The 19,578-nt window shown below is 69.6% G+C and carries 17 protein-coding genes and 4 pseudogenes; 10 read left to right on the top strand and 11 right to left on the bottom strand.

Features of this window, described 5'->3' with window-relative positions:
- Positions 1-151 precede the first annotated feature (151 nt).
- Positions 152-460, top strand: a complete 309-nt coding sequence (locus tag ACFV7R_RS40770; RefSeq protein ID WP_385273866.1) for a hypothetical protein — start codon at positions 152-154, stop codon at positions 458-460.
- Positions 461-488: 28 nt separating this feature from the next.
- Here the strand turns inward: ACFV7R_RS40770 and ACFV7R_RS40765 are convergent, their stop codons facing one another.
- Positions 489-2,570, bottom strand: a complete 2,082-nt coding sequence (locus ACFV7R_RS40765; protein ID WP_385273863.1) for an NPCBM/NEW2 domain-containing protein — start codon at positions 2,568-2,570, stop codon at positions 489-491.
- Positions 2,571-2,879: 309 nt separating this feature from the next.
- Here ACFV7R_RS40765 and ACFV7R_RS40760 point away from each other — a divergent pair.
- A pseudogene (locus ACFV7R_RS40760) lies at positions 2,880-3,047 on the top strand (transposase); the annotation flags it as partial.
- A gap of 141 nt (positions 3,048-3,188) precedes the next feature.
- Here the strand turns inward: ACFV7R_RS40760 and ACFV7R_RS40755 are convergent.
- A pseudogene (locus tag ACFV7R_RS40755) lies at positions 3,189-3,347 on the bottom strand (DNA-binding protein); the annotation flags it as partial.
- A gap of 669 nt (positions 3,348-4,016) precedes the next feature.
- Here ACFV7R_RS40755 and ACFV7R_RS40750 point away from each other — a divergent pair.
- A complete protein-coding gene (locus tag ACFV7R_RS40750; protein ID WP_385273860.1) occupies positions 4,017-4,229 on the top strand; it encodes a peptidoglycan-binding domain-containing protein in 213 nt (70 codons plus the stop codon).
- Between the two features lie 24 nt (positions 4,230-4,253).
- On the opposite strand, the pseudogene ACFV7R_RS40745 reads toward ACFV7R_RS40750, so the two are convergent.
- From ACFV7R_RS40745 to ACFV7R_RS40735, 3 genes and pseudogenes are all read right to left on the bottom strand, one after another.
- Positions 4,254-4,355 (bottom strand): annotated as a pseudogene (locus ACFV7R_RS40745) (winged helix-turn-helix domain-containing protein); the annotation flags it as partial.
- 94 nt (positions 4,356-4,449) lie between these two features.
- The gene (locus ACFV7R_RS40740; protein ID WP_385273857.1) at positions 4,450-4,665 is read right to left on the bottom strand and encodes a hypothetical protein; all 216 of its coding nucleotides are present in this window, start codon (positions 4,663-4,665) and stop codon (positions 4,450-4,452) included.
- Between the two features lie 357 nt (positions 4,666-5,022).
- The gene (locus ACFV7R_RS40735; RefSeq protein ID WP_385273854.1) at positions 5,023-6,264 is read right to left on the bottom strand and encodes a PP2C family protein-serine/threonine phosphatase; all 1,242 of its coding nucleotides are present in this window, start codon (positions 6,262-6,264) and stop codon (positions 5,023-5,025) included.
- A gap of 359 nt (positions 6,265-6,623) precedes the next feature.
- Here ACFV7R_RS40735 and ACFV7R_RS40730 point away from each other — a divergent pair, with 359 nt between their 5' ends.
- Positions 6,624-7,508, top strand: a complete 885-nt coding sequence (locus tag ACFV7R_RS40730; protein WP_385273851.1) for a PhzF family phenazine biosynthesis isomerase — start codon at positions 6,624-6,626, stop codon at positions 7,506-7,508.
- A gap of 140 nt (positions 7,509-7,648) precedes the next feature.
- Here the strand turns inward: ACFV7R_RS40730 and ACFV7R_RS40725 are convergent, their stop codons facing one another.
- From ACFV7R_RS40725 to ACFV7R_RS40715, 3 genes are all read right to left on the bottom strand, one after another.
- Positions 7,649-8,182 carry a hypothetical protein gene (locus ACFV7R_RS40725; RefSeq protein WP_385273849.1) on the bottom strand — a complete coding sequence of 178 codons (534 nt, stop codon included), beginning with the start codon at positions 8,180-8,182 and terminating at the stop codon, positions 7,649-7,651.
- Positions 8,183-8,391: 209 nt separating this feature from the next.
- Positions 8,392-9,192: a DUF427 domain-containing protein gene (locus ACFV7R_RS40720; protein ID WP_385273846.1), complete on the bottom strand. Its 801-nt coding sequence runs from the start codon at positions 9,190-9,192 to the stop codon at positions 8,392-8,394.
- A 273-nt stretch (positions 9,193-9,465) separates the two neighbouring features.
- Positions 9,466-10,434, bottom strand: coding sequence for a zinc-binding dehydrogenase (locus ACFV7R_RS40715; RefSeq protein ID WP_385273843.1), 969 nt, complete (start codon positions 10,432-10,434; stop codon positions 9,466-9,468).
- Positions 10,435-11,369: 935 nt separating this feature from the next.
- On the opposite strand from ACFV7R_RS40715, the pseudogene ACFV7R_RS40710 reads away from it, so the two are divergent.
- A pseudogene (locus ACFV7R_RS40710) lies at positions 11,370-12,333 on the top strand (transposase); the annotation flags it as partial.
- Positions 12,334-12,468: 135 nt separating this feature from the next.
- Here the strand turns inward: ACFV7R_RS40710 and ACFV7R_RS40705 are convergent.
- The gene (locus tag ACFV7R_RS40705) at positions 12,469-13,152 is read right to left on the bottom strand and encodes a BlaI/MecI/CopY family transcriptional regulator (protein ID WP_385273840.1); all 684 of its coding nucleotides are present in this window, start codon (positions 13,150-13,152) and stop codon (positions 12,469-12,471) included.
- 813 nt (positions 13,153-13,965) lie between these two features.
- Positions 13,966-14,439: a VOC family protein gene (locus ACFV7R_RS40700; RefSeq protein ID WP_385273837.1), complete on the bottom strand. Its 474-nt coding sequence runs from the start codon at positions 14,437-14,439 to the stop codon at positions 13,966-13,968.
- A 538-nt stretch (positions 14,440-14,977) separates the two neighbouring features.
- Between ACFV7R_RS40700 and ACFV7R_RS40695 the strand changes: the two genes are divergently transcribed.
- Positions 14,978-16,420 carry a dihydrolipoyl dehydrogenase family protein gene (locus ACFV7R_RS40695; RefSeq protein WP_385273834.1) on the top strand — a complete coding sequence of 481 codons (1,443 nt, stop codon included), beginning with the start codon at positions 14,978-14,980 and terminating at the stop codon, positions 16,418-16,420.
- Positions 16,421-16,503: 83 nt separating this feature from the next.
- Here the strand turns inward: ACFV7R_RS40695 and ACFV7R_RS40690 are convergent, their stop codons facing one another.
- Positions 16,504-17,385, bottom strand: a complete 882-nt coding sequence (locus tag ACFV7R_RS40690; protein ID WP_385273831.1) for a GNAT family N-acetyltransferase — start codon at positions 17,383-17,385, stop codon at positions 16,504-16,506.
- Positions 17,386-17,625: 240 nt separating this feature from the next.
- On the opposite strand from ACFV7R_RS40690, the gene ACFV7R_RS40685 reads away from it, so the two are divergent.
- The 4 genes from ACFV7R_RS40685 to ykgO all read left to right on the top strand — a co-directional run bounded on the left by ACFV7R_RS40685 (position 17,626) and on the right by ykgO (position 19,420).
- Entirely contained in the window at positions 17,626-18,369 is a 744-nt protein-coding gene (locus ACFV7R_RS40685) for a methyltransferase domain-containing protein (protein ID WP_385273828.1), read from the top strand.
- Positions 18,370-18,782: 413 nt separating this feature from the next.
- The gene (gene rpmG / locus ACFV7R_RS40680) at positions 18,783-18,947 is read left to right on the top strand and encodes a 50S ribosomal protein L33 (RefSeq protein ID WP_385273825.1); all 165 of its coding nucleotides are present in this window, start codon (positions 18,783-18,785) and stop codon (positions 18,945-18,947) included.
- A 51-nt stretch (positions 18,948-18,998) separates the two neighbouring features.
- Positions 18,999-19,259, top strand: a complete 261-nt coding sequence (locus ACFV7R_RS40675; protein ID WP_385273822.1) for a type B 50S ribosomal protein L31 — start codon at positions 18,999-19,001, stop codon at positions 19,257-19,259.
- Positions 19,260-19,297: 38 nt separating this feature from the next.
- On the top strand, positions 19,298-19,420 hold the full coding sequence (gene ykgO / locus ACFV7R_RS40670) for a type B 50S ribosomal protein L36 (protein ID WP_037617513.1): 123 nt from the start codon (positions 19,298-19,300) through the stop codon (positions 19,418-19,420).
- The last annotated feature ends 158 nt before the right edge of the window (positions 19,421-19,578 follow it).

Here is a 19,578-nt window from a genome sequence, read left to right as displayed (position 1 = left end):
CACCACCGGCGAAGGTCACGCATTCGACGCAAGAACTCTCGTTCCCCGCCGGGGAGTGGGCCTGCCGCCGCCCGGAGGCTCACTCATGCGTACCAAAACGTGCTCAAGTGCCGTCGATCGCCACCTGTTCACAACCCCGGACAACTCCACGATGAATCCCAATGGCAACCCGACTCCGCTGGCACAGGCCCGCCGCTGCGACAGCATCGACAAACGCCTCCGCGTCCTGACCGCCATCGAACGCCTCGAACGCGACGGCGAACAGCGCTACTCCGGCAGCCACCTCACCGCCGTCGGCCTGCCCGTGCAGTGGACCGCCGAGCACGACGCCGAACTCGTTGTGCTGCGGCGCGCTGACGCCGTCCGCTCCCCATCCGGGCCGGCCCGACATCACGACGCCGTCGCGCGTAACCGCGCCACGGCGTCTCAAAGTCCTGGTGAATCGGCCGCACCCAGGTGAGGTGTCACCTGGGTGCGGCCGAGCCGAATCAGCAGGTGGCGTTCAGACCGGCCCAGTTGGCGCGGTCGTTGTAGCCGCCGTCGCCGGCGTCGCCGACCACCAGGTCGAGCACCCGGACGCCGGTCAGGTCGATGTCGGCCTCGCGGACATCGTCGCGGGTCAGCACACCGCTGTCGAACAGCACCCGCCCGTCACCGATCACCTTGAAGGTCGACGTGCCGCCCTCGGGGCCGACGTTGCGCACCGCATCGTCGATGCCGACGGTCGCGGTCAGCCGGCTGCACTGGTCGCCCAGGTAGTAGCGGACCTCGGAGGGCGAGGCGACCCCGATACCGGTCGGGTAGACCTGGCCGAGCATGCTGATCGGTGACCAGCCACCGACGCTCAGGTCGACCGTCGGGCTCATCCACCCGCTGGTGGCGCTGATCCACTTGTGGTGCGACAGTACGACGTCGCCGTCCGGCGCCGCCGGTGCGACAACTACCGCCGTGGCCGTCTCCTGCCGCAACTGTCCCTTGTCGATCACCTTGTACGACGTGGTGGCGGTCAGCGCGGTGCTGCCCGGCTCGGCGGTGGCCGGCAGGGTCACCGTGAAGGCAAAGGTCTCGGAACTGTCGGTGTCCAGCAGCTTCGGCGCTGTGCCGAGCGGACGGGCCGTCCAGCCGGCGGGCACCGTCAGCTCAACCCGCGGCGCGAAGACCGGCTGCGCACCGTCGTTACGGACGGTGACCTCGACCCGGGCCTGGTCGCCGCCGGCGACCACCGGGGCGATCCCGGCCGGCACCGCGTCGCCACCGACCTGCGTCACCTGCGGCAGGCCGGCCACGACGTGCGGAACACCGGGCTTGCCGACGGCCGGGCCGACCCGGAACAGGGCCGCGCCGTGGGCCGGGACGGCGGCACTGATGGTGCCGGCGCTCTCGGTGACCTGGTTGGTCCAGGCGTTCTTCAGGGTGAACCGATCCCCGGACAACCCGACCGACCGCGCCTTCGTGGTCAGAGTCGTCGGGCTGTCGCCCCGGTTCAGCAGCACCACGGCACGGTCACCGTTGGCCAGCCGCTTCACCCAGGTCTCCGTCGTACCGGCGGGGCCGACGCGGACGGCCTGGACGCCGGCGGTGTCCTGGTTGATCGCGAGTACATCGCGGTCCGCGAGAATGCCGAGCGAGGTCCGGCTGAGCTTACGGACGTCGCTGCCGATCATCAGCGGCGCGGCCGCCACCGACCAGAGCGTCATCTGGGTACGGAACTCCTCGTCGGTCATCCCCAGCTCAGGTCCGAGGTAGTCCGGGTCGTTGAAGTGCCCCGGCCCGGCGACCTCGGGGTGCCGCGCGTTCGCGTCGTAGTTCCGCAGCACGTCCTTGAACTTGATCTCGCCGACGAAACCCACATCCGTGTACGTCCGCCAGGACTGCGCGATCGCCGGCGCATAGGTCCAGGAGTACGTCGACTGCTGCTCCTCCGGGTAGTTGCCCCAGTCCGGGGAGGTCACCGGGTTGCAGAGGTTGAAGATCATGGGGCGCCCGCCGGCGTTGTTCCGCAACGCCTGCGCGAACTCGGTGAACACGGTCTTCGGGTCGAGGTCCGCGGCGATCCCGCAGAGGTAGTCCACCTTGACCGCGTCGAACTCCCAGGCGGCGAACTGGTCCGCGTCGCGCTGGTAGTAGCCGTGGCTGCCGAGTCCGCACTTGCCCGGGATGTACGGGCCGGCGTCGGTGTAGATGCCGGCCTTCAGGCCCTTGGCGTGGATGTAGTCGACCAGCGGCTTCAGGCCGTTCGGAAACTGGTCGGGGTTGGCCACCAGGTCGCCGGCCGAGCTGCGTGGGGTCGGCGCCGCCCAGTTGCCGTCGATCCAGACGTACTCGTAGCCGGCGTCGCGCAGGCCGCTGCTGACCAGGAAGTCGGCTATTGACTTGACCTCGGCCTCGGTCGGATCGCCACCGAGCGCGTAGTAGGTGTTCCAGCCCATGTACGGCGTCGGGCTCAGCACCTGCTGGGGTGCTGGCGCCGTGATGGCGACAGTGCCGGCCGCTGGGCCGGCGTGGGCGGGTGCCGGCATGACCAGCAAGCCGGTCAGGAGGGCGAGTAGGACGGTGAGATGTCGTTTCACGTCGGATCCTTTGTCCGATCGATCAGGCGTGCCGACCCGTCCTGGTCGTGAGTCCGAGGTGCCGGTCCCTCGTGGAGGGGGTGGCGGTCGGTCTTCAAACCAGTCAATGCCCGCGCGCCTGCGGTTTGTCTCCGGGATCTTGCAGCGGTTACCAGCGCGCGTCAATAATAATTCCTAAATTAGGAGTTAGTGGTAGGGCTTCGGCAGGTACCCAACTGCCGTCTGTCATGTGGCGTGTGATCTCGGATCAGGTGTGACACCTGAGCAGAGTGCGAGGTCCGCCCTTGCTCGGAAGCGTTCGCGGCAGAGATGCTCGGCTCGCTCGCGCGGCGGGACCGGCGAGCCAAGGGCGAGCTGTATGTGCGCGGGCTGATGCTGGATGGCAAACGCAAGTCGATGCAGCCGATGGCTGAGCGCCTGGGCGTGGACCACCAGCAGCTGCAGCAGTTCATCTCCTCCTCCACCTGGGACTACGTCGAGTGCGGCGGCGGTGGTCCGCTGGGCGGCGGCGCACATCGCCCCGGAGGCGATGCGGTCCGGCGTCCACCGCTGGTCCTCCACCCGGCCGTGCGCGGCCGGCCACTTCTCCAACTCCGTGGCCGGCCACTCCCGCCAGCGGGCATGCCAGGCACAGGCGGACTTTCGGGAGACCCGTAACCACCGCGCGACCTGCGGCGGCGCCACTCCTTGCGCGAATAACTCGGCGGTCTCGAACCGCACTTGCCCCCGACAGGCCCGCTGCTTCGCGGTCAGGTCACCCCCATCGGGATACCACATGACACCGGGATACACCCACCAGCGAGATCACCGTCACCCTGGGTCGAAAACCTCAGTGGCGGGCAAGGATGCGGCCGGTAGCCACCCCCTCTTGACTGTGGCCGACCCCTGTTTCTGGCACGGCTGTGGGACCCTGGTGTGGTCCGGCCCTCAGAGCGAAGTGCGGGCCCGGCGGCGAGCGGTATCAGGTGTACGGGCCCGCCGACCGTTTTCAGGCCGTCGAGGTCGGCAAGCAGCTGGCCTGGGCGGAAGCAGGTGCCGGGCCTGTCGCCGTGTCCGGGAACGACGACGGCAAGGACTTCAAGCCTGCAGCTGCGAGAGCACATACGTTTCGGCACGGGCAACGGCGTCCAAGAGCGCTTCCTTGCATAGCGCGACCCGCCGCTCGGTTTTGGCTTCGGCCGCGCCACGGACCTTCGGCCGTGCCGGGTTGTAACTCGCGGCCCTTGCTGAAGGCGGGGAGAATAGGGCGTACTCATCGACCCCAGACGCCCAGCGAGCGGCCGGGCCGGAAGGATCGGCATGAGACAGCGAAGACTGGTCACTGCCGCGCTGTGCACAGCCGCATCGCTGGGTCCGGCTGTGCCACAGGTCGCCGCAGCCGTCCCCGGCGAGTGCTCCCACGTTTCATCGACGTATCGGCCCACGCTTGCGTACGGTGACACTGCGGTGGCGGTGAAGCAGGCGGAATGCCTGAGCAACATGTGGGGAGGCCAGCCGCCCAAACTGGCTCTCGACGGGGTCTTCGACTCTGTCATGCTGAAGAAGATCGAGTGGATCCAGGGGTGCCATGGCCTGCCGGAGAGCGGCGTCATCGATGCGCGCACCTGGCAGGTGCTGTACCACCCCGCCCTGGACTGCTACAACCCCTATCCGGCCTGAGCAACCGGTCACCAGCCCGGCCAGGGTGTACTCGACGCCGAACCGGCGACGCACGACCTCGGCGATCCTCGCTGAAGTCCAGCACTGATCAGGCCAGCCGACGGCGGACGGGCCCGCATCCAACACTGCCTCCAACACCCGCAGTTGACCCGCATCGAGCTTGCACAGCGCGGCTGACGACAGCCGTCACGACCCACGTAACCCGCGCCTTTGAAGATGTCTAGTCGGTTCCGCGGTCCAGGACGCGACGGGCCGCCTCGGCTTCTGCCGCCGGCGGGGACAACTCGTCGAGGGTGTCGAGCTCGGTGTCGGCTTCCAGCTCCCGTTCCCAGGCTGCCGCGAGCTGTTCCTGTTCCTCGCGCGGTTTGGCGCTGACGGCCTTGCGGTGGTCCGGGTCCAAAGCCGCCAGGAATCGTCCGACCGGGTCAGTGGGCATGCCGTGCTCCTTGTCGCTGGGAAGGGCGCCGCTCCCGGTCCAGCATTCCCAGCCGGGCCTGAGTCGGCTGCCCGACACGGCCTGTGACCACCCTGATGGCCCCGCCATCCAGCTCCGCTCTGCTGCGCACTGCACAGGGCCCTGCCCGACCACGGTGCCGGGTCAGGGTGCCGGACGATGCTGATGGAGCGGGCAAGAGCCATGTCCCGCCGAGTGGTGCAGCCGGGCATCCTTCGTGGCTTCGCAGTCTTCGCGATCGCGCCGAGGGCGTTTCGCCGTGCCCAGAGTCAGTGCAGGGCGTCGATGTCCAGATCCCTGACGCAGGCAGCGCCGTGTGCTGTCGGAGGCCGCGCAGAGCTACAGGCGGATGATGATGAGGGCGATGTCGTCAGGGGCGCCGCCGGCCACGTCGAGGCGGGCCAGCAGCGTGTCGGCGAGCTGGTCGGGGGCGAGGGTGCTGTCCTGAGCCAGGGCTGTGGTCAGCCGTGCCAGGCCGGCGTCGATGTCCTCGTCGCGGCGCTCGATGAGACCGTCGGTGTACAGCACGAGGGTGTCCCCCCGGGTGTAGGACAGGCCGGCCTGGGGGCGGGGGACATGGTGCTCGCGGGTGCCGAGTGGCGGATCGGTGGCCTTGTCCAGCAGCTCGAAGGTCCCGTCGGGGTGGAGCAGGACGGGCGGGGGGTGTCCGGCGTTGCTGTAGATGATCAGTCTGCTGCGGGGATCGATGAGTACCTTGACCGCGGTTGCGGCCGTTGCGCCTTCCAGGGAGCGGGCGTACAGGCCCAGGACCTCCAGGGCCTGGGCGGGACTGGGGATGGCCCGGATGGCTGCGCTCAGGGCGCTGCGGAGCATGCCCATGACGGCCGCGGCATGCAGGCCGTGGCCGGTGACATCTCCGACCGCCGCCGCGTAGCGGTCGGGCGGCAGGTCGACGACGTCGTACCAGTCGCCGCACACGTTGAGTGAGGTGGTCGCGGGCAGGTACCGCACGGCGATGTTGTCGTTGTGCTGGTGCAGGTCGGGGACGTAGAGCATGGCCTCCTGCAGGGTGACGGCGACCTGGCGTTCGCGGGCGTGGGCCTGGCGCAGTTCCTGGTTCAGCCGGTGCAGCTCGCGGGCCCGCACGTACAGCTCGGCTGTCATGCCCTTCTCCCGCTCGGTGAACTCACTGGTGAGCTCGCGAGCCCGGCGCGAGCGGACGAAAGCGGTGACGTCCTCGGCTCGTTGGACGATCCACTTCACTGTGCCTTCCGGCCCGGGAATCGGGGTGTGGATCTCGGACCACCATCGCTCCTCGAACCCGCCCGGCTGGGCGGGGGAGGGGATGTCGTAGCGCTGCAGCACCAGGGTTTCCGGCTTCCCGGTGTCCAGGACCCGGCGCAGTGACGTCTTCAGGTTCCGTTCGGCATGTTCGTCGGGGGCGGCGGGGTTTTCCGGCAGGGCGTCGAAGAAGTACTGCCCGATCAGTTCTTTCCTGGTCCGTCCGGTGCTCTGCAGGTATGCCGGGTTGACGTAGCTGATCACCAGGTCCGTGTCCAGCACCAGGTACGGGCTTGGTGTGGCGTCGAAGAACGCCGTGAAATCGATGTCCGCTGTCATCACGCGCTCTCCGTGGCCTGCGAGCGCGACTACCTGCCCTTCCAATCTACGGGCCATCCAGCGCCCGGGCTCACCGGACGGGGATCAGGACGCCGGTGCAGGGCCACGGCTTCGCCTGTGTCTGCGCAGGTCAAGCAGCGGCCCGCGGGCAGTACCCACGCAGGCCCCCCGGCAGTGACCGCCGGGTGAGTCGTCTGGTCATGAGGGTGCTCGCGAGCCCCGGTGATGTGAGCCTCGGAGCGCTGGGCAGGCGTGTTCATGGTCGCGGACGTTGCCGGGGGGGCGCGCATGATCCACGACGGGAGCGTTCCACCCCTGGTCCGGGAACAGGCGCGGCCTGGCCGCGCGTTGCCAGGAGCATGACGACGAATGCTCCGCGGCCCGAGGTGCTGCGATACACCGCCTTCTCCAGCGCCCCCGACGGCGGGAACCCCGCCGGCATCGTTCTGGACGCCGCCGCCCTGGACGAGGGCGACATGCTGGCCATCGCCGCCGACCTCGGGTACTCGGAGTCCGCGTTCCTGACTGCACCCCCGCAGGGCCTCGGCGGACCGGAGCAACGGGCCTACCGCATCCGTTACTTCAGCCCCAAGGCCGAGGTGCCGTTCTGCGGGCACGCCACCGTCGCGACTGCCGTCGCGCTCGCCGAGCGGATGGGCCCCGGGGAGCTGGTGTTCGCAACGCGCGCCGGCATCGTGCCGGTCGAGGTGACCGACGAGGGCGGGACGCTGCGGGCCACGCTCACCAGTGTCGAGCCGCACATCGAGGAGATCGCCGGCGCTGACCTTGCGGAGGCGCTCGCCGCGCTCGGATGGCCGGCCGCCGATCTCGACCCGGCCTTCCCACCCCGCATCGCCTTCGCCGGCGCCCGCCATCTCGTCCTCGCGGCGGCGACGCGCGCCCGCCTGGCGGATCTCGCGTACGACTTCACGCGCCTCGAAGCCCTGATGCACCGCTTGGATCTGACGACGCTGCAGCTGGTGTGGCGGGAGTCGGCCACCGTCTTCCACGTCCGTGACCCGTTCCCCGTGGGCGGTGTCGTCGAGGACCCGGCGACCGGCGCCGCAGCCGCCGCGTTCGGTGCCTACGTCCGCGAGCTCGGCCTGGTCCCCGAGGACGCCGTCCTCACCCTGCACCAGGGCGAGGACCTGGGCCGCCCCGGCGAACTCACCGTGACCCTGCGCACGGGGGACCCGCGCGTCCGTGTCAGCGGCACAGGAGCCCGCATCATTCCGGGCTCCTGACCCGGTCGGGCGGTCAGGGGACCGGAGCGGCGACACCTTGGATTGCTGGAGCTGGGCCGGACAGCGGCTGCTGTTCACATCGGGAAGACGCGGGCCGCCACCAGCCCCTCGCCGGCCTGACTCCCTCGGGGAGCGGACGGTCAGCGTGGGATCAGCGAGCCCTCACCCGTGACCCTCAGGTGCGCCTGGTGGCCGCCCGGCGGGCACTTTCGGCCGTTGGGATACGTGGGCTGCGGGGTGACGGTGATCTGTCGGTCGAACACGGTGGCGCCCCGCTCGTTCTTGAACACCAGCGTGACGCGTACCGCCTTTCCTGGCAGGTCACGTATGTCCGCGAAACCAGGCCAGACAAAGCGGTCGGGGACGTCGGGCACCGCCGCCGGGTCTTCTGCGGCGGTGGCGGATTCCGTGGTCATCACGGGATTCCCTGGGGTGGCCGGTTCGTCCGACCGCGTCTGCCGCAGCTGCAGCGTGCGCTTCCGGCATGTGCTGTCCCAGCAGGCCGTCAGGGTCGCGCCGGTCACCCGGCTCGCCAGATCCGGGTGGACCTCGACCCGGATCCCGGCGGGCGTGTCCATCAGGGTGCAAGGATGGGTGCCACCCGCGAAGCTCCCGCACGCAGTCAGCAGCGCCAGAGCCCCCAGGGGCCCCGCCAGTGCAACGCTCTGTCTCACGTCGGCTCCTTGGCAAGCGGCTGCGTCTTGATCATGGCCACTCATGCTCGCACGGCAGCTGCACCGGACAGCGGGCGGTGCGCCGGTTCAAGTGCCCCGACCCGCGCTGCCCGGCGGTGACATCCGACGAGCAGATCCCCGGGCTGCGTGCCCCTGCCCGCTCGGGCGTCCACCTGGAACTGGCTCAGGCAGATCGGGCATGTTCGACTTCAGCCAGTACGACCGGTCACTTCCGTGCGCAGGAGGTCGGTGGGCCGCCGCAGCAGCGTGCCGTCGACGTACAGGTCGACGTGCTCGTTGTAGAACGCGACCATGCCCGCGATGCGGTTGGCGTGGATCGTCGGGAAGTCGTACGCCCAGAGAATGTCCTCGTGGGTGGCGACGTCGCTGTCGAACGACCAGTAGCCGCTCGTCGTCCCCTTGTACGCGCAGCGGGTCACCGTGTCGGAGTGGCGCAGCCGGGTCCAGTCGATGTGCATGCGGTCGAGGTAGTAGCGGGTCGGCAGGCCGGTCTCGAACAGCTTCACGCAGTTCGGCGCGTCCGCCAGCACGACCCCGTCCAGCTCCACACGGACGCTGCTGGACGAGCGCAGAGCGTCCACCCGGGAGTAGGGGCTCCTCGGATGCACGAAGACCGGCTCGTCCTCCTCCAGCCAGGATTCCAGCGCGTCCCACTCGAAACGGACGGTGCCGTGCAGCGGCACCGGGGCGCCCTCGTCCCAGACCCACGCCGCACCCTCGCGGACCTCGGACCCGACGTGCAGGGAGTGGCGCCGCGCGGGCCCGGCGCCCAGCAGTCCGGCGTGGTCGTCGTCGGTCAGCACACCCTCGACCATGTCCTCGAGCGGGATGCTGAACTGGGGATAGGCGGGCCACTCCCACACGTACCGGGCACGCCGGGTGTCGAAGACGACCCGGCCGCCGATCAGCCCCCGGATGCGCCGCGGCACGGGCTCGACGTGCCCGACCGGGACGATCAGGCTCGGGTGCAACACGCTCTCGTCCGCCATCGGGGTCACCTCAGTTCACACGTTCCACGTGCGCCCCTACGCCTGGCATCTCCAGCGTCCGTCAGAGCGGCCGCCCTTGCCCCGACTTGGGGCTCTGATCTTTTCGTTCGAAATGTTACCGACGGCGCAAGTGACGGCCCGTCGGGGAGGTGACGCTGACTCACCAAGTAAACGGCGTCCACAGGTCCCCCCGTACTCAGCGGTGGCGAGGAAGCGGCGGCGGGTGAGGGAGCGTGCGGCCTGATACCCGTAGGTGGTCGCAGCCGGCCTGCGTCATCTCGGTTCGAGGACGACCTTGCCGTGCGTGCGGCGTTCACCGAGCGCGCGGTGGGCGGCTGTGGCGTCCTTCAAGGGGAAGCGTGTCACCAGGGGCGTGAGGCGAGTGGCCGCAGCTTCCTCCAGGGCCTTCTTCTCCAGTGCGCTCCAGCCGTCGACCGGGATCATGCGAGGGCCGATGGCCCAGGTAGCGGTGATCTGCCGCTGGATGAGGTCGCTGGTGGTGATCTCGGTGGGCGTGCCGCCGGCCCAGCCGTGCAGGATGTGCCGTCCGCCGGGGGCGAGGGTGTCCAGGGCCTGGCGGCCCAGAGCGCCGCCGACGCCGTCGAGGACGACGCTGACGTCGGCCGCACGGCGCAGGCGTTCGGCCCAGCCGTCGGCGGTGTAGTCGACGACGGTGTCCGCACCGAGACCGCTCACCAGGCGGGTCTTCGCCTCGCCGCCGGCGGCTCCGACGACCGTGGCGCTCGCCCGGAGCGCGGCTTGGACGAACAACGCGCCCATGCCTCCGGCGGCCGACATCACGAGCACGGTGTCGTCCGGCGTGAGCGCGGCAACGCGCAGGATGCCGAGCGCCGAGGCGCCGGTCGTGAGCATCGCGACGGCCGCCGCGTCGTCCAGGCCGTCGGGCACTGGGTGAGCAGCTGCGGCATCCGCCACCGCGAGTTCGGCGTAACCTCCTCCCCCTTCCAGGGAGGCGACGACGCGGCGCCCCACCCAGGTCTCGTCCACGCCCGCGCCGGCGGCGATCACGTCACCGGCGACCTCGGAGCCGGGGACGTGGGGCAGGGCAGGGGGCTGATGCCACCCGACGGACTCACCACGGAAGAGGGCGTTGTCGGCGACCTGGACGCCGGCAGCGTGTACCTCGATCAGGAGTTGTCCGGGACCAGGTGCAGGGTCGGCCGACTCCTCGAAGGTCAGGTTGTCCGCAGGGCCGTAGGCGAGCAGTCGTATCGCATGCAACTTGAGGTCCCCCTCCAGTGGGTCGAGTCCACTGCAGTCTCATTCCTCAACCGCGCTTGAAGTCAAGGTCGTTTGGTGATCACAACAGACCGCCGTTGCCGGTCGGTGTGTGGCGGCGAGGCTGTCGGCGGCTGGAAGTGTGCGGTGAAGGGCAGGTGTGCCACGAGGGAGCTGTCCGTCGGCCTCTTCCAGGGCCAGAAGGCCCTGAGCAGCGATGTGTCGGGCTTCGAGGTGCTCGGCCCGCTCGGCGTGGCCGAAGGCTTCGCCGGCGTCATCGCGGTCGCCCTCGTGCTGGTGGCCCGATGGATACCGGACGACGCATCGCGCCGGGACGGATCTCAGGACGTGCTCGGAACACTCCTGCTCTCCCTCGGTTTGGTGGCCCTGCTGCTCGCCATCACCCAGGGCTCGCACGCAGGGTGGCTTCCGCCCCGGTGCCCGGCCTCTTCCTTGCCGCGGCCGTTTTCCTGGCCGCCCCGGCGTGGCCGAACAGCGCACTCGGCGCCCGCTGCTCGAACCGAGTGTCCTCCTCCAGCGGTCGATGCTGCTGACTCACTCGGCCGCCGCGCTCTTCCACGCCGCGGCACTGATCTTCTTCCTTCTCGCGCCCCCGCTCGCCCAACTGCCCGCCCACGGGCAGAAGGCGCCACACGTGGATTCGGCTTCAGCATCACCGCCGCGGGCCTGCTGATGCTGCCCTCCGCACTGCTGCAGATCCCTGTGGCGCCGACCGTGCCCCGCCTGGAGCGAGCCTTCGGTCAACTCCTGCTCATGCAGTAATAGCCTCGCTGGTCAAGGGGACTGACAAGCTAACCTCGCGCTTTCACGAAGCGGACTGTCCGATGCTTGATCGAAAACGCGGGAAGTGCTCCTGACCTGCAACGATAGGACTTGCTGAGGGTCCTGTTGGCTGCGAGGAAAGAAGCACTTCCCAGGTGAAGAAGCGTATCGGGTCGTACCCGCATGTCCGTGTCGAGGGCGGCAGCCGCGGGGTGGTCTCCCAGGCCGGGTCCGTGCTGCTGGTGGAAACGATCCGCAAGACCGGCCTTGACCAGGCGATATCCGCCGCGCTCGCCCCGTGGCGCAAACAGCGGGCCGTCCACGACCCGGGGAAGGTCCTCCTGGACGTCGCCCTCGCGGTCGCGCTGGGCGGGGACTGCCTGGCCGACGTTGGCATGCTGCGGGCGGAACCGGCCGTGTTCGGGCCGGTGGCCTCCGATCCGACGGTGTCCCGGCTGGTCGACACGCCGGCAGCGGGCGGGAAGCGTGCGCTGACCGCGCTGCGGCAGGCTCGCACTCAAGTCCGTGAAGATGTATGGATGTTGGCCGGTGACGCTGCACCGGACGCGGCCGGGCAGGTGGTCGTGGACCTGGACGGAGTGCTCGTGATCGCGCATTCCGAGAAGCAGGATGCGGCCGCGACCTGGAAGAAGACCTTCGGCCACCATCCGCTGACGGGGTTCGTCGACCACGGCCGGGGCGGATCCGGGAAGCCGGTTGCCGCCCTGCTCAGGCCCGGGAACGCGGGCAGCAATACCGCCGCGGACCATATCGAAGCCTCCCGGCTCGCCCTGAAGGAGCTGCCGAAGAAGTACCGACGGGGACGGCGGACGCCCATCCGTACCGACTCGGGCGGGGATCCACGAGTTCGTCGACGGGCTGTCCGCCCGTGGCCGGTGGCTGACCTACTCGGTCGGTATGACCATCACCGATGCCATCCACCAGGCCGTTCTGAAGATCCCGGCATCGGCCTGGAGGCCAGCCGTCGAGCCGGACGGCGAGATCCGCGACAGGGCCTGGGTCGCCGAACTCGACGGTGACTGCCCGACCGGCTGGCCCAAGGGGGTCTGCAGTGCCCCTACAGCGTTGCCCGGGTCGAGGGCCCGTGTCGATGCGGCCGTGCGGAATCCCGGTCGGCCCAGCGTCCGCCGCAGGGGCTGTCTCCGGGATGCCCGACGACCACCAGCGGTACCCCGCACACCCTGCACGGCCGTGGCGCACCAACGCTCGGGTGCGCCGCACAACCCCCACGCCTCATGCACCGTGATCGGGCTGTGCCTCAGGCCGGTCCGCGGACTGCTTGCCGGACGGGTCCTTGGAGGTCTGGTCGGGTGTGTCGGAGGCGGTGTAGAAGACGGAGGCGCCCTGCTTGCTGCGCTGGGCGTAGCCCTTGGCGACCAGGTTCTCCAACGTGGTGCGCACGACGGTGGCTTTGATGCGCCGTTCGGGATGGGCCTGGCCGAGCGCGGTGGCGATCTCCGCGGCGGAGCGCGGTTCCCTCTGCTCACCGAGATGGCCGCGCACCAGGTCGATCAGCGTCGGCTGCGCCTGCTTCACGGCCGTGACTGGGGCCTTGCCCGCCGTGCCCGTGGCCGGCTTGCCGGCCTTCGCCCGGCCGGAGGTGGCGGTGGCCTTCTTCCCTCGTGTCGCGTTGCCCGCGCCGGAGTCGGTCTTCTTCCGGGGGGCGGGCACCGCAGCCGTGGGCGTGGGGGCAGGCCGGGCGGGCTGGGGGGCCTGGGCGGGGGAGGGGGTGATGCCGAGTGCCTGCTGCATGCTGACCAGCACGGTGTGGTCACGCTGCAACGTGGTCAACTGATCCTGCAGGACGGCGATTTCCGTACCGATACGCTCCTGCTCCTTGAGGTTGCGTTCCAGGTCACTGCTCACCTGGGCGGCGTACTGCGCTGCCAGGTCACTGGCGGCGGTGTTCTCGGACATGATGCTGACCTTTCTGCCGGTTGACCGGCCGACGAGTTGGCACGGGGCCCGCTGACGAGTCGCAGAACCCACGCCGTACACGCGCAGGTTCGTCTGACGGTGCGGTAAAGGGCCGCACCTGCTGCCCGGCGTCTTGAACAGCGATAATACGGATGAGTGAAGCCGATTGTTCCCGTCGAGTTGTGTCATGTGCTCCAGGTGACGCTCCTGCCGGGCGTGTTAGGGGACCGTCGGCACGCCAACGGGCCATGTGGCCGCGCTTCCGTTGACCTTGAGCGTGCCGTCACAACTCTCGGCGATTCAATACACGTTGGTGGTCCAACGGAACGGCCTCGCCCAGTTCGATCGATCCGCCGCCCCATCCTGTGCTTCCTCACCGAAGAGGACTTCCTCCTCCGACGGATGCCTGCTGCTCGTCGGCCCCAAGGCCGAATTTCGCGTCGGAAAGCGGCACTCCATCGAACTCACCGCCTCGTTGACCACCCCACCGCAGTTCACGGAAGAACTTCAGCGACTGCGCGCTGAGAACGCTGTGCGGGGCCTTGGGGTCCTGGGGCGCGGCCTCGCCGACGCGGGGCAGCCGTGGTCGGGGCTGCGCAGTGCTGTGCGCGTCCGCCCTCCGCCGCGCCCGGGCTCCATGCAGCCCCGCCTGGCGACTCGGCGTCGTCGGCCGGGGCTTCTCTCATCCCTGCCGCCGGGGGCCCAGATCGTGGGTATCACTTCACGCCTGGGCGAAATGGCGCTGCGACACGCCGAGCCCAGGGCCCCGGCCCTTCACCTGCAGCGGGGCCTTGTTCGCTCGGTGACGCGCCCTCAGCGGCCGGGGAATCGCTCTGTGATCTCCTGCAGGACCCAGCCGTTGCGGTCCGGGTCGCTGAAGGTGGCGAAGGAGGAGTAGGAGGCGCCCTCGGGATGCCGGCCGGGCAAGCGCTCCTGGCCCGCCAGCCGATGGGTGACGTCTCCGCCCTCGTGGCCGTGGAACAGCACTCCGCCGGCATCGTGGAAAATGTCGCTCACATCGATACCCCGGTCGACCAGCTCCGCGCGGGCCGCCTCGATGTCGGAGACGATGAGGTACAGCCCCTGTACCGAGCCGGGGGCGACGGAGGTCATCCCCTCGCCGAACATGATCGAGCACCCGGAGCCGGGTGGCGTGAAGTGCACGCCCCGGAAGTCGCCACCGGCCCCCGTGTCGAGGTCCAGGCGGAATCCCAGCTTCTCGTAGAAGGCCTTGGCCCGGTCGGTGTCGGAGACGGGCAGCACAATGACTTCGAGCTTCAGGTCCATGAGAACTGTCCTTGCGTGTGAGCGGTGGAGCTGTCCGTACCGTGTCCGTCCACCGCTCAAACAGACGTAGGGGGCATCCGGCGGAACGCCTTTCAGCCGCACCCGGACCGTACGGCCGCAGCAGTGAGGAGGTAGAGGCGTGGGGAGGCGTGGTGACCACGCCACTCAGCCGGCGTGAGCACCGGCGGGTCCCTCCGCCGGCCGCGAGCCTCCATGGGCCGGTCTTTGCCCGGAGCGGAGCGCGGCGTCGCCCTGCCTTGAGACACATCAGGCATCATCACTGTGACTCGCGGTTTCACTGAGAGTGATGACGAAAATGGACCTGAAAACGACCCGGCTTCCCGGCCCGTGACCAGACGTCGATCTGCCCTATCCCCCTCAGGTGCAGCCGTAGCCCTCCCCGGTCCGGCAGCCACCAGTCCCCCAGGCCCACCGCAACTGCCGTACACCGCCGGCCGCGCAGAGGCGAATCCGGACCACTACGCGCGACCTCCCCCAGGACGTAAGCCCGCGAAGCCCGAGAGACACAGGAGCAGCAATGAGCGACACCCTCCGCACCTACGACGTCGTCGTCATCGGCGCCGGCCCCGTCGGCGAGAACGTGGCCGACAGGACCAGCGCTGCGGGGCTCAGTACCATCATCGTGGAGAGCGAGCTGATCGGCGGCGAGTGTTCGTTCTGGGCATGCGAGCCCAGCAAGGCACTGCTGCGGCCGGTGCTGACACGCGCCGACGCACGCCGTGTGCCGGGGCTGAAACAGGCGGTCGCCGGACCACTGGACGTGGCCGCGGTCCTCGCACACCGCGACGACATCGTGCACCACTGGCAGGACGACGACCAGGTCGACTGGCTGAACTCGGTCTCCGTCCACCTCGTACGCGGCCAGGGCCGCCTCGACGGCCCCCGCCAGGTCGTGGTGAGCACCCCCGACGGCGACACGGTACGGCTCACCGCCCGCCACGCGGTCGCCGTCTGCACCGGCACCGGCACGGCACTGCCGGACCTTCCCCAACTGGACGAGATTCGCCCCTGGACCAATCGTGAGGCGACCGGCGCCGACCGGGTACCTGGTCGTCTCGCCGTGGTCGGCGGTGGAGTGGTGGCCGTCGAAATGGCCACTGCCTGGCGCGCGCTCGGCGCCCAGGTGACCATGCTGGTCCGAGGCAGCCGCGGATTGCTGACGCGGATGGAGCCGTTCGCCGGGGAGATGGTCGCGGACGCATTGCGTGAGGCCGGCGTCGATGTGCGGTTCGGGGCCTCCGTCACGTCCGTGACGCGGGAGGAAGGCGCCGACGGAGAGGTACGCCTCACCCTGGCAGACGGCGAGCAACTGGCCGCCGACGAGATCCTGTTCGCGACCGGACGAACCCCGCGCACCGACGACATCGGCCTGGAGACCATCGGCCTCACGCCAGGCGACTGGCTGACCGTCGACGACACCTTCCGGGTCAGCGCCATCGACGACGGATGGCTCTACGCGGTCGGCGATGTCAACCACCGCGTCCTGATGACCCATCAAGGCAAGTACCAGGCCCGCATCGCGGGCGCCGTGATCGGAGCCCGTGCCCACGGGGAACCGGTGGACGACAGCCGCTGGGGCCCGCACGCCCCGACCGCTGACAGTGTCGCTGTACCGCAAGTGGTGTTCACCGATCCGGAAGTTGCGTCAGTCGGCCTGACCACGCGGGAAGCCGAGCGCACCGGGCGCCGGATCAGGGTGGTGGACTACGACATCGGCCGCGTCGCCGGCGCGGTCCAGTACGCGAAGGGATATCGCGGTAAGGCTCGTATGCTGGTCGACCTCGACCGCGGCACCGTGGCCGGGGTCACCTTCGTCGGCCCCGGGGTCGCAGAGCTGCTGCACTCGGCAACCATCGCGGTCACCAGCGAGGTGCCCGTCGAACGGCTCTGGCACGCCGTCCCCGCCTTTCCGACGATCAGCGAAGTCTGGCTGCGGCTGCTGGAAACCTACCGCGGGTAGGCGGGGCCAGGCGCTCGACGTCCTCGGCTCTGACCGGGAGGCCCGTGTGTTCGCTGTGCCCGTCGCGGAACGCTCCAGAGTTCTTACCTGACTTCCGGCGCGTCACACGAGAAGTCGTACACGGCGAAGTCGGTGACCGGGAGATACCCGATTCGCTGGTAGAGGCTGTTGCTGGTGGGGTTGGCCAAGTCCGCGAACAGCACGACCTCCGTCGCGCCTGCGGCCAGTGCGGCCCGGCTCACCTCGACGGTCACAGCGCTGGCGTAGCCGCGACCGCGTAGGTGGGCCGGGGTGTAGACGGGGGCCACCCGGATCTGGCCGGCGCTCATCTCGGTCACGCCCGCCATGGAGACGGGAGTGCCGTCCGGGGTCTCCCAGAGGGTGACGCGTCTGTCGGCGAAGCGTGTGTCGGCCAAGGCGTCGGCGTCTGCGGAGGGGATTTCTCCGATGGCGGCGGCGAACTCGCGGAACCAGCACCTGAGTTGCCTGCGGTCCTGCTCGCCCGCGAGTCGGCCCCGGCCCTCTGGGAGCGGCTCCGGCGGGGTGAGCGTGCCGAGGCGGTACAGGCGGTGCCGCTCGCGGAGTGTCGGCGTTGCGTCTGTGTGCCGCTGCCAGGCCTCGGCGAAAGCGGTGGCGGTGTCGTGCTCCGCGCTGACGCCGGGGAGGGAGTGGCCGAGGCCGGCCAGGCGGGCGGCGAGCGTGTCGGCATGCTCGGGGGTAAGGGGGGTGAGGTTCAGGCGGCCGGGTGGGATGCGGAAGAAGAAGGTGGCACAGACCTCGCCCGCTCGCTCCAGGCGGCCGAAGACGGGGGCTTCGGCGCCGTACGCGTCCGCCCCGCGTGTTCGCAGTGTCTCGGTCACCGTCAGCTGCATGGTGTGCAGAGCCGGGCGCGCGCGCAGGAAGTCTCCGGCACGGGCGAGAAACTCGTCGAGGTCTTCGGTGATGTGCCAGTCATCCGGGCGCATACTTCATGATTCCGCATCCAGGCAGCTCCTCGCCCGTCGTGCGCGCCTGCGCGCCATCCGGTCGTCCACAAAGAACTGCTCCACGCCGCGCACGGCCGACTGCATCATCTGCTGTCCTCGGAGGTATCGCGAGTGCGAGTGCTGTCGCCAGGCGGGGCCCGGGACGGTGTGGCATGTGAGGGAGACGCGACTTCCCAAAGGCGAAGCCCGGGACCGTGCCCGCCGCGCATACTGACCGGCATGGCCACCTACGACATGCTCGGCGCAACGTATGCCCGGACACGACAGCCTGATCGGCGGATCGCCGCGCAGATCCACGCTGCGCTCGGAAACGTCACCGACGTGATCAACGTCGGAGCGGGCACCGGCTCTTACGAACCGCCGCAGACGGTCCTCGCGGTCGAACCCAGCCGGGTCATGCTTGCCCAGCGCCCGCCGGGATCCGCGCCCGCCGTGCAGGCGGTCGCAGAAGACCTCCCGCTGCGTGACAACGCCGCCGACGCCGTCATGGCACTGCTGACCATCCACCACTGGTCCGACCTGGCGGCCGGAATCAGAGAACTGCGCAGGGTTGCCCGGCGCCGCATCGTCATCCTGACGTGGGAACAGCACATCTTCCGCGAGCAGTTCTGGCTCGTACGGGAGTACCTCCCGGAGGCGTCCGCCTTTGATGAGACCCGCACCGTCTCCACTGACCAGCTGGTCGACCTGCTCGGTGGTGCGCGTCAGGAACCGGTCCGCGTCCCTCACGACTGCACGGACGGATTCGGCGCCGCATACTGGCGCCGCCCCCACGCCTACCTCGACCGGCAGGTGCGTGCGGGGATCTCCATGCTGGCCCAGACCGGCGAAGACGCCATCGCGGCCGGCCTGACCCGGCTGGCGGACGACCTGACGACCGGCCGCTGGCAAACCCGTCACGCCGAGCTGCTTACGCTCGAAACCATCGACGTCGGTTACCGGCTGCTCGTGACCGATCTCTGACCAGCTGATGCTGGCCGGGGGCGTTGCCGTGTTCGCCCTCGCCCATGGGCTGTTCACCCTCGAAACGACCGCCCTGCTCGCGCTCCCGTGCCTCCTGGCAGGCGTCGGAATCGGCGCGGTCGAAGACGGCCCGGCCCTCGTCCTCAAGGAGTCGCGTGGCTCAGCCTTCGGGATGCTCGCCACCGTCCAGTCCGTGACAACCTGGCTGCCGGCGGCGTCGTCGGCATTCTCTGGCCCGCTGTTTCCACGACGGTCGCCTTCGTCCACCTCACTGCCTGGATGGGCATCGCCCTGACCGGACTCCTCCACGCCGGACGCTCTGCCGGCGCCCGGGAATGCGCCGGCAGGAGCCGTTGTTCCAGCGCACAGGTCCTGGCATGCACCAGTCAATGCCGGGGCGAAAGGAGGACCCCATGGCACGCAACACCGTGCGTCCCGTCGTGACGCTGAGGTCGACGGCGGGGACCGGCATCACTTACGTGACGCGCAAGAACCGCGGCAACGACCCCGACCGGCTGGTCCTGCGCAAGTACGACCCGGTGGCCGGGGCGCACGTCCCCTTCCGCGAGGAACGCTGAACCACGCCTCCGCCCCGGGCGGACGACACCATGAGAAGGGAAACAATCCCCATGAGGTCTGGCATCCATCCCGAATCCCGTGCGGTCGTCTTCCGTGACCGCGCCGCAGACATCGCGTTTCTGACCCGCTCCACGGCCACCTCGGCAGGGACGATCGAGTGGGAGGACGGCAACACCTACCCGCTGGTCGATGTCGAGATCTCCTCGGCGAGCCACCCGTTCTACACCGGGGCCTCGCGGGTCGTGGACACCGCCGGCCGGGTGGAACGCTTTGAGCGCCGCTACGGCCGTACGGCGGCAGCCCAGCGCTGACCGTGAGCCCGTATCCGCACAAGGAAAGGAGCGGAGCCATGAAGGTGCGCAAGTCCTTGCGCTCGCTGAAGTCCAAACCGGGGGCCCAGGTGGTCCGGCGGCGGGGCGTGGTCTTCGTCGTCAACAAGAAGAACCCGCGCTTGAAGGCCCGCCAGGGCTGACGGCAGCCGTAAAACCCGACCGGCCTGGTCCCGCGAAGCGCGGAGCCGGCCGGTGGGCGCTGCTGGCCGGCCTTCCGGGCGCGATCACTTGGACAGTCCACGAACTCATCGGATACTGGGCCATGCCGGGCCGTGGTCAGCGTTGGCTGCGCCGCACG

The sequence above is a fragment of the Streptomyces sp. NPDC059866 genome (assembly GCF_042731325.1).
GTDB classification, from domain to species: Bacteria; Actinomycetota; Actinomycetes; order Streptomycetales; family Streptomycetaceae; genus Streptomyces; species Streptomyces flavusporus.
Note: the sequence above shows the minus strand (reverse complement) of the source record. Positions and strands in the feature narration are given on the sequence as shown.